This is a genomic window from Xanthobacter sp. BG11Y11_SDJG (assembly GCF_057364445.1).
Window position 1 is genome coordinate 1 of sequence record NZ_JBNFNU010000161.1, and the last position, 9029, is coordinate 9029.

The following is a 9029-nucleotide window of genomic DNA, read 5'->3' on the forward strand; positions in this document are numbered from 1 at the left end:
CAGGCGCAGCACCACCTCGCCCTCCGCCATGAAGCCGCCGCCGCGGCCCACTAGGTCGCGCTCGCGCACGTCGCGGAAGGCGGCGATGCGCGCGTCGTCGGCCGATGCCACGGGGACGATCACGGCCGCGCGCTCACAGGGGCCGGCGCTTCACCGGCACCGGGGCGCTGGTGGTGTCGCGCACCACGAGGCGCGGCGGAAGTTCCACCCGCTCCACCGGACGGGAGAGGTCGGCCATGCGGGCCAGAGCGAGCTGCGCCGCCGCGCGCCCGTATTCCGGAATGAAGGTGTGCACCGTGGTGAGGGAGGGATGCCACAGCGCCGCCTCGGCGATGTCGTCATAGCCGACCAGCGAGAAGTCGCGGCCCGCCGTCAGCCCGGCGGCCTGGAGCCCCATGAGCGCGCCGAAGGCGGACAGATCGTTGAACGAGACGGCGGCGGTCGGCGGCTCGTCCAGCGCCAGAAGCCGCATCACGGCGCGCCGCCCCTCCTCGCGGTGGCCCGGCCCCTCCATCACCAGCGCCGGGTCGAACGGGATGCCCGCCGCCTCCAGGCCCGCTTTGTAGCCGGCGAGGCGCTTGCGGCCGGTGGAGATGGCGCCGAAGCCGCCGATCATGCCGATGCGCCGGTGGCCCAGCGCCACCAGATGGGCGACGCCGAGCGCCACCCCGGCCCGGTCGTCGGAGCCGGCGAAGTCGAAGCCGGACCCCTCGATCTCGCGCGTCACCTGCACCACGGCGATGCCGGTGGCGGCGAGCGCCTTCAGGTCCTCGACCCGGGTGTGGGCGGCGGGCGAGACGATGAAGGCGTCGGGGCGGTATTCGGCGAGCGTGCCGAGGGTGCGGGTCTGGCGCGTCACGTCCTCCTGGCTGACGCCGAGCAGCACGGTTTTTCCGGCCGCCGAGAGCGCGTCCTCAATGGCGGCGAGCAGCTCGGTGAAGGAGGGGTTGACGATGTCATGCAGCCCGACGCCGACGATGTTGGTGCGGGCGGTGCGCAGCGCGGCGGCGCTGCGGTTCGCCACGTAGCCGCGCGCGCGGGCCGCCGCCTGCACCTTGAGGCGCGTGCCTTCCGCCACCACCGGGCTGTCGCGCAAGGCGAGCGAGACCGTCGCCGTGGACAGGCCCAGTTCCAGCGCCAGGCGCTGCAGCGTGACCTTGCCGACCTGGGCGCTCCTGACGTCCTCCATGCTCCCCCCTTTTGAAGGGTTGTTTCGCGCATCGCGCAGCGCCTTGTCACATGCTAAACGATTTAGAACCCGTGACCATAAGAGCTTTTTCATAGGGAGGTCGGGAATGGACAGGGCGCGCATCGGTTTCGTCGGCGTCGGGCTGATGGGGCACGGCATGGCGAAATGCCTGGTGGAGAAGGGCTTTCCTCTCACCGTTCTGGGTCATCGCAACCGCGGGCCGGTGGAGGACCTCCTCGCCGCGGCGCGAGCGAGGCCACGGGCGCCGCGGCGCTCGCGGCCGCAAGCGACATCGTCTTCCTGTGCGTGACCGGCGCCCCCCAGGTGGAGGCGATCCTGCGCGGACCGGACGGGCTGCTCGCCGGCGCCAAAGCGGGGCTGCACATCGTCGACTGCTCCACCTCGGAGCCGACCTTGACCATGGCGCTGGCCGCGGAGCTGGCGGCCCGGGGCATCGCCTTCTGCGACGCCCCGCTCGGCGGCACGCCGGTTCAGGCGGAAACCGGCGGCCTCACCGCGATGGTGGGTGCGGGGGATGACGCCTTCGCCGTGATCGAGCCAGCGGTTTCCGCCTTCGCCAGCCGGATCGTGCGCGTGGGCGCGCCGGGCGCGGGCCACACCATGAAGCTGATCAACAATTTTCTCTCGCTCGGCTACGGCGCCATCTATGCGGAGGCGCTCGCCATCGCCGCCAAGGCGGGGGTGACGCCGCAGGTGTTCGACACCGTGATCCGCGGCGGGCGCATGGATTGCGGCTTCTACCAGACCTTCATGGGCTATGCCCTGGACGGCAACGAGAACAGCCACCGCTTCGCGATCGCCAATGCCCACAAGGACATGCGCTACGTCACCAGCCTCGCCACCAATACCGGCGCGGCGGCCTTCGTGAGCGCGACGGTGAAGAACCTCTATGCCGCCGCCGAGGGTCTCGGCTATGGCGCGAAGAACGTGCCGCTGCTCGCCGACGCGGTGGCGGCCATGAACGGGCTGCCGCCCGTGCCCGTGGCCAAGGCGGCGGCCGAATAGGCGGCGCCGGAGCGCGCCAGAGGGGAGGGGAGGACAGGCATGGGCGAGAAGGTGGCCATCATCACGGCCGGCGGCTCGGGCATGGGGGCGGCGTGCGCGCGCCGCCTCGCGGCGGACGGCTACAAGGTCGCGATCCTCTCCTCGTCCGGCAAGGGCGAGGTGCTCGCCAAGGCGCTGGGCGGCATCGGCATCACCGGCTCGAACCAGTCGAACGACGACCTGAGGCGCCTCGTGGACGCGACGCTCGACGCCTATGGCCGCATCGACGCGCTGGTGAACAGCGCCGGCCACGGCCCGCGCGCGCCGATCCTGGAGATCACCGACGAGGCCTGGCACGCGGGGCTCGACATCTATTTCCTGAACGTGGTGCGCCCGACCCGCCTTATCGCCCCGGTGATGGCGGCGCAGAAGAGCGGGGCGATCGTCAACATCTCCTCCGCCTGGGCGTTCGAGCCGAGCCCGCTGTTTCCCACCTCGGCGGTGTTCCGCGCCGGGCTCGCCGCTTTCACCAAGCTGTTCGCCGACGCCTATGCGGCCGACAATGTGCGCATGAACAACGTGCTGCCCGGCTGGATCGACAGCCTGCCCGCCACCGAAGAACGCCGCGCCGGCGTCCCCATGGGCCGCTACGGCACCTCCGCCGAGATCGCCGCGACCGTGGCATTCCTGGTGTCGGAGGGCGCGGGCTACATCACCGGCCAGAACCTGCGCGTGGATGGCGGGCTGATGCGGGGGGTGTGAGGGGGGATAGGGTCCGACCGGGGGCGGTCCGGGCCTTGAAGCATGAGCGACTGATTCGATCAGACCGCCAGACGATTTCGCCGGCCCGCGTCCTAGGATGGGCGGCCTTGCGCCACCCAATCCGTCATGGCGGAAAGAAGCTCCGCAGTCGGATAGTCGAGGATATCCTCGTCCGAAAAGCCGTTAGCCAGTTGCCGTTCGTAATACCATTCCTGAAAATCGGCATAGGCATATAAAATTCGTTGTGCGCCAACTGCCTGCAAGCCAGCCTCATGCGCCAGCCAGTTGCGGACTTTCCTGACGGCCTTCTGGTAATTTCCGTCGTGGGTTTGGATATCGCAGCCGGCCAGGTCTGAAATCGATGCCTGATACCGATAGCGATGCTCTTCTAGAATGAGTATCTTTTTGTTTTCTCGACCATTTCCGAGAAAGCTGCGGCATCCATAATCGATCCCCAGTTCAAATGGCATGTTCAACCGATAATATTCGCCCTCTGTCCTGGCTTGGCATCTGCTCAGGTCATGTATCGAATATTTCGATTCTTCGATCAGTCGGACGATGCGGGCCAGGCGCAGATCAGCGGAGTCCCCGCTTTCGGTCGCAAGCCGCGGGCGCAGTCCAAGATAGATTATGGTAAAAATGATGGCCTGTAATATTGGCTCATAGTCCTTATCGAAAGGACAGTTTATGACGACGTTCTGATTGAAGGCACCCCCAGGCAAGTTTAGCCCTTCGGCGGGAAGGGGTCGCGTCCATAGGAACTACGCTCCCGGATGCGTCCATCGCGACCGTGGATATAAAGTTCAGTCTGCTGGGTGCGTGCGAGATCCCGAGCCCGATCAATAGCTTCCTGCTGAGTGTCAAAGGCTCCGGACGCACGGGCAGCGCCAGCGCGGCGAACGATCCACCGGTCTCCACTCGGCACGACGTGCTGGCCCTTTATGGTCGTCATATGGCGCCATCAACGCAATTGATGTTCATGGTATGTTCATAGCATGGTTTTCGGTGTCGATCAAACGCTCTGGGCCACAAACCGGCCATTGAACCGAACGCGCTGAGCGTGTCGAGCCGTGTCGCCCTGTAGGGCAGGCCCTACCCCTCGTTCATCCGCGTCACCTTGTAGACCGCGCCCGTCTTGTCATACGTCGTCCATTCCCCCACCTGGCGGCCCGCCTCGAAATGGCCGGAGCGCAGCCGCGTGCCGTCGATCCGGAACCATTCCCAATAGCCGGTGGGCAGGTCGTCCAGCGTCTGGCCGCGCGCCCACAGGGAGCCGTCGCGGTGGCGCTTCTCGAACGGGGTGGGCGTTTTCTCCATCTAAGCGCTCCGCCGCAAATGGCGCGGACCGTTCCGCGCCGCGCGAGGATGGCGCGCAGTCCCCACTCGGGCAAGCCGCCCCCGTACCGCCGGCCCTCGGAGCAAAGTACCTCAGTGCAGCGCGGCGGGACGGGCGTCGTCCTTGTCGTGCAGCGCGAAGCGGTCGACCATGGTGGCGCTCGCTTCGTTGAGGCCGAGCACGGTGACGGCGGCGCCGCGCTGGCGCAGCTTCATCACCGCCTTGTCCAGCGCGCCGATGGAGGTGATGTCCCAGAAGTGGGCGTGGGTCAGGTCGATCACCACTTCGGCCGGGGTGGCCTGCGCCGCCGTTTCCTCCAGGTCGAAGCCGCGCAGGAACGCCTCGGAGGAGGCGAAGAAGATCTGTCCCAGCACGATGTAGCGCACGCGGCCCTCGGTCTCGGTGCGGGTCACCGAAACAAGCCGCGCCACCTTGCCGGCGAAGAACACGCCCGACAGCAGCACGCCCACCAGGACGCCTTGCGCCAGATCGCGGGTGCCCACCACGGTGAAGACGGTCGCCGCCATCACCACCGAGGACGGCAGCGGATTGGTGCGCAGATCGAGGATCGAGCGCCACGAGAAGGTGCCGATGGACACCATGATCATCACCGCCACCAGTGCCGCCATAGGGATGATGCGCACGAGATCGTCCAGTACCAGGATCAGGAACAGGAGGAACGCGCCCGCCACGAAGGTGGAGAGCCGCCCGCGCCCGCCCGACGTCACGTTGATGACCGACTGGCCGATCATGGCGCAGCCTCCCATGCCGCCGATCAGCGCCGAGGCCACGTTGCTCGCGCCCTGGCCGAAGCATTCCTGGCTCTTGTTGGAGAGCGTGTCGGTCATGTCGTCGACGATCTGGGCGGTGAGCAGCGATTCCAGCAGCCCCACGGCCGCGAGCGTCACCGAATAGGGGAAGATGATCTTGAGCGTCTCGAAGGTCAGAGGCACGTCCGGCAGCAGGAAGGCCGGGAAGCTCGACGGCAGTTCGCCGAGGTCGCCCACGGTGCGCAGGTCCATGCCCGTCCACCAGGCGAAGGCGGTGAGCACGGCGATAGCCACCAGCGGCGAGGGCACCGTGCGGGTCAGGTAGGGAAACAGGTAGATGATGGCGAGGCCCGCCGCGACCATGGCATAGGTCTCGACCGGCACGCCGATCAGCTCCGGCAGCTGCGCCATGAAGATAAGGATGGCGAGCGCGTTGACGAAGCCGGTGATGACCGAGCGCGAGACGAAGCGCATCAGCCGGCCGAGGCGCAGCAGGCCCGCCAGCACCTGCAGCAGCCCCATGAGGATGGTGGCCGCGAACAGATACTGCAGGCCGTGATCGCGCACCAGCGAGACCATCACCACGGCGGTGGCGGCGGTGGCCGCCGAGATCATGCCCGGCCGCCCGCCCAGGAAGGCGGAGACGCAGGCGATGGCGAACGAGGCGTAGAGCCCGACCTTCGGGTCGACGCCGGCGATGACGGAAAAGCCGATGGCTTCGGGAATGAGCGCGAGGGCGACTACGATGCCGGCGAGGATGTCGCCGCGGATGTTGGAAAACCACTGGCGGAAATAGAGGCTGTGGGCAGACATGGGAAAGTAATCCGCAATAGAACACCGCCCGCCCGGACGGGCGGCGTGCGAAGCGCTGTGTCATTTGCGTTGTCCGGCGGATCGGCGGCCGGAAGAGCCACCCGGAATTGCACCGGGTCCTGATTGCTAAAGCCTTGGGTATCGGCAATCTTGTTGCAATGCAACGTCATAAATTGTGCAATGGGCCTGAACGCCTGTCGAGGAATTGACTGAGCGGCGCACGTCCTGTCCGGGGCTCGCCCTGGCGCCAGCATTCCGTTAGGAGAGGGCCCGTCGGCGTAACCCGCGGCGCCGATCCGTCTTTGCGAGGTCTGCCATGGCTGAAGCGTCCAATTTCGAGCTGGTGCAGATCGTCGCCGTCCTGGGCGCCGGCGTCGTCGCCGCGCCGTTGTTCAAGCGGGCCGGATTCGGCTCGGTGCTCGGCTATCTCGCCGCCGGCCTCGCCATCGGCCCGTTCGGCCTCAAGGTGATTTCCGCGCCGGAGGCGGTGCTGCACTTCGCCGAGCTCGGCGTCGTCATGTTCCTGTTCGTGATCGGGCTGGAGATGAAGCCGCAGCGCCTGTGGAGCCTGCGGCGCGAGATCTTCGGCCTCGGCTTCGCGCAGGTGGCGGCCTGCGGCGCGCTGCTGACCGGGCTCGGGCTCCTGGCCGGGCTTGCGCCGGCGGTGGCGTTTCTCGCCGCCATGGGGTTCGTGCTCTCCTCCACCGCAGCCATCATGCAGATCCTCGACGAGGCGGGCGAGACCGCGACGCCGGCCGGCCAGCGCGCGGTGTCCATCCTGCTGCTGGAGGACCTCGCCATCGTGCCGCTGCTGGCGCTGGTGGCGGTGCTCGCCCCGGCTTCGGGCGGCAGCGGCGGCGCCGACTGGCAGGCGATCGGCATCGCGGTCGGCGCGGTGGCGGTGGTGGTGGCGGCCGGGCGCTGGCTGCTGAACCCGCTGTTCGCCTTGCTCTCAGCGGCGCGGGCGCGCGAGATCATGACCGCGGCCGCGCTCACGGTGGTGCTCGGCACGGCGCTTTTGATGCAGCTCTCCGGCCTCTCCATGGCCATGGGCGCCTTCCTCGCCGGGGTGCTGCTGTCCGGCTCCACCTTCCGCCACCAGCTGGAGGCCGACATCGAGCCGTTCCGCGGCCTCCTGCTCGGCCTGTTCTTCATGGCGGTGGGCATGTCGCTCAACCTCGCCGTGGTGGCGGCGGACTGGCGCATCGTGGCGCTGGCGGTCGCCGGCTACATGGCGGTGAAGGCGATCGGCATCTTCGTGATCGCCCTCGTCTTCGGTGCCGACCGGCGCGAGGCGCTCTACCGCGCGGCGCTGTTCGCCCAGGGCGGCGAGTTCGCCTTCGTGCTCTACGGCGCGGCGGCAGCCGCCGGCATCTTCGATGCGCGCACCAATGCGGTGATGTCCACCACGGTCATCCTGTCCATGGTACTGACCCCGCTGACCGTGATCGCCGCCCGCCGGCTGCTGCCGCCGGAGAAGGTGGACCTGGACGGTGTCGAGGCGCCGGACGGGCTCTCGGGATCAGTGCTGGTGGTGGGCTTCGGCCGCTTCGGTCAGGTGGCGAGCCAGACCTTCCTCGCCCGCGGCCTGGAAGTGACCATCATCGACAACGACCCGGAGATGATCCGCGCCGCCGCCAAGTTCGGCTTCAAGATCTATTACGGCGACGGCACCAATCTCGACGTGCTGCACGCATCCGGCGCGAGCGGCGCGCGCGCGATCGCCATCTGCGTCGACAAGCGCGAGGCGGCGAACAAGATCGTCGCCTTGGCGCGGGAGACCTTCCCCAATGCCGGCGTCCTGGTGCGCGCCTATGACCGCGGCCACGCGCTGGAGCTGATCAACCTGAATGTCGATTTCCAGATGCGCGAGACCCTGGAATCCGCGCTCGCCTTCGGCCGCGGCGCGCTGGAATATCTCGGCCTCTCGCCCGAGGAGGCGCAGGAGACCGTGGACGACGTGCGCCGCCGCGACAAGGAACGCCTGTGCCTGGAGCAGACCAGCGGCTTCTACGCCGGCCTCGATCTGCTGCACGGCAACGGCCCGAAGCCCGAGCCCTTCACCCGCCCGCGCCATGCCGCCCAACCGCTCAATCCGGCGGCCGACGCCATCGCGGGAGACGCCATCGCCGCCGAGGAGCGCTGAGCGCGGCGGAAAAAGACGGAAGCGTCGCCGGTGTAACTGCACCTTAACCCGCCCCCGCCACACTCCCGGCCATCGGTAAGCGTTGCGTAGGGTTGCGTCATGCGTCGTGTGGCCAAGGGGGAGCCTCTGCGTTCTGCGCGCCGGATCGGCGTGCGGGTGGACAGCGCGGATGCGCCTTCCTTGGCCGCCCACGACGGCGCCATTTCCGGCGCGTTCGCGGGCGCGCCGGCACGGCTCCCGCGCGATCTCGTGATCGTCGGCGACAGCATCGCCGAGATGGCCCGCCTGCCGGAGAAGAGCGTCGACCTCGTGTTCGCCGATCCGCCCTACAATCTCCAGCTGGGCGGCGAGCTGAAGCGCCCGGACGAGAGCCGGGTGGATGCGGTGGACGACGCCTGGGACCAGTTCGAGAGCTTCGCCGCCTACGACGCCTTCACCCGCGCCTGGCTGCTGGCGGCGCGCCGGGTGCTGAAGCCGAACGGCACGCTGTTCGTCATCGGCTCCTACCACAACATCTTCCGGGTCGGCGCCGCGCTCCAGGACCTCGGCTTCTGGATCCTCAACGACATCATCTGGCGCAAGGCGAACCCGATGCCCAACTTCCGGGGCCGGCGCTTCACCAATGCCCACGAGACGCTGATCTGGGCGGCGCGCGACGCGGGCGCGAAATACACCTTCAATTACGAGGCCCTGAAAGCCGGCAATGACGACGTGCAGATGCGCTCGGACTGGCTGTTCCCGCTCTGCACCGGCCAGGAGCGGCTGAAGGACGAGGGGGGGCGCAAGCTCCATCCCACCCAGAAGCCCGAGGCGCTGATGGCCCGCGTGCTGCTCTCGGCCACCCGGCCCGGCGACGTGGTGCTCGACCCGTTCCTCGGCTCCGGCACGACCGCGGCGGTGGCGAAGCGCCTGCGCCGGTCCTTCATCGGCATCGAGCGCGAGGCGGCCTATGCCGCGGCCGCGCGCGCCCGCATCGATGCGGTGGAGCCGCTCGCCGCGGATGCCCTC

8 protein-coding genes, 2 pseudogenes and 1 other annotated feature are annotated in these 9029 nt (G+C 68.3%); of the genes and pseudogenes, 4 read left to right on the forward strand and 6 right to left on the reverse strand.

Annotation, left to right across the window (positions count from 1 at the left end; translation table 11 throughout):
• Together AC2W7M_RS13995 and AC2W7M_RS14000 are read right to left on the reverse strand one after the other, a co-directional pair.
• A pseudogene (locus AC2W7M_RS13995) lies at positions 1 to 123 on the reverse strand (TrmH family RNA methyltransferase); the annotation flags it as partial.
• Between the two features lie 10 nt (positions 124 to 133).
• The gene (locus tag AC2W7M_RS14000; RefSeq protein ID WP_486132875.1) at positions 134 to 1189 is read right to left on the reverse strand and encodes a LacI family DNA-binding transcriptional regulator; all 1056 of its coding nucleotides are present in this window, start codon (positions 1187 to 1189) and stop codon (positions 134 to 136) included.
• A 106-nt stretch (positions 1190 to 1295) separates the two neighbouring features.
• On the opposite strand from AC2W7M_RS14000, the pseudogene AC2W7M_RS14005 reads away from it, so the two are divergent.
• Together AC2W7M_RS14005 and AC2W7M_RS14010 are read left to right on the forward strand one after the other, a co-directional pair.
• Positions 1296 to 2215 (forward strand): annotated as a pseudogene (locus tag AC2W7M_RS14005) (NAD(P)-dependent oxidoreductase).
• A 39-nt stretch (positions 2216 to 2254) separates the two neighbouring features.
• Positions 2255 to 2956 carry an SDR family oxidoreductase gene (locus AC2W7M_RS14010; RefSeq protein ID WP_486132876.1) on the forward strand — a complete coding sequence of 234 codons (702 nt, stop codon included), beginning with the start codon at positions 2255 to 2257 and terminating at the stop codon, positions 2954 to 2956.
• A 92-nt stretch (positions 2957 to 3048) separates the two neighbouring features.
• Here the strand turns inward: AC2W7M_RS14010 and AC2W7M_RS14015 are convergent, their stop codons facing one another.
• The 4 genes from AC2W7M_RS14015 to AC2W7M_RS14030 form a co-directional block, all read right to left on the reverse strand.
• Positions 3049 to 3678, reverse strand: a complete 630-nt coding sequence (locus AC2W7M_RS14015) for a hypothetical protein (protein WP_486132877.1) — start codon at positions 3676 to 3678, stop codon at positions 3049 to 3051.
• A 2-nt stretch (positions 3679 to 3680) separates the two neighbouring features.
• On the reverse strand, positions 3681 to 3908 hold the full coding sequence (locus AC2W7M_RS14020; protein WP_486132878.1) for a DUF2188 domain-containing protein: 228 nt from the start codon (positions 3906 to 3908) through the stop codon (positions 3681 to 3683).
• A 140-nt stretch (positions 3909 to 4048) separates the two neighbouring features.
• Positions 4049 to 4273, reverse strand: coding sequence for a toxin-antitoxin system YwqK family antitoxin (locus tag AC2W7M_RS14025; RefSeq protein ID WP_486132879.1), 225 nt, complete (start codon positions 4271 to 4273; stop codon positions 4049 to 4051).
• Positions 4274 to 4384: 111 nt separating this feature from the next.
• Positions 4385 to 5875: a SulP family inorganic anion transporter gene (locus AC2W7M_RS14030; protein ID WP_486132880.1), complete on the reverse strand. Its 1491-nt coding sequence runs from the start codon at positions 5873 to 5875 to the stop codon at positions 4385 to 4387.
• A 67-nt stretch (positions 5876 to 5942) separates the two neighbouring features.
• Positions 5943 to 5998 (reverse strand) — a sequence feature (sul1 is cis-regulatory element that is thought to sense ions involved in sulfur or methionine metabolism; They are found in Alphaproteobacteria).
• 193 nt (positions 5999 to 6191) lie between these two features.
• On the opposite strand from AC2W7M_RS14030, the gene AC2W7M_RS14035 reads away from it, so the two are divergent.
• Together AC2W7M_RS14035 and AC2W7M_RS14040 are read left to right on the forward strand one after the other, a co-directional pair.
• Positions 6192 to 8021 carry a monovalent cation:proton antiporter-2 (CPA2) family protein gene (locus AC2W7M_RS14035; protein ID WP_486132881.1) on the forward strand — a complete coding sequence of 610 codons (1830 nt, stop codon included), beginning with the start codon at positions 6192 to 6194 and terminating at the stop codon, positions 8019 to 8021.
• A 249-nt stretch (positions 8022 to 8270) separates the two neighbouring features.
• On the forward strand, positions 8271 to 9029 hold a 759-nt coding region (locus AC2W7M_RS14040), incomplete at its 3' end, for a DNA-methyltransferase (protein WP_486132882.1).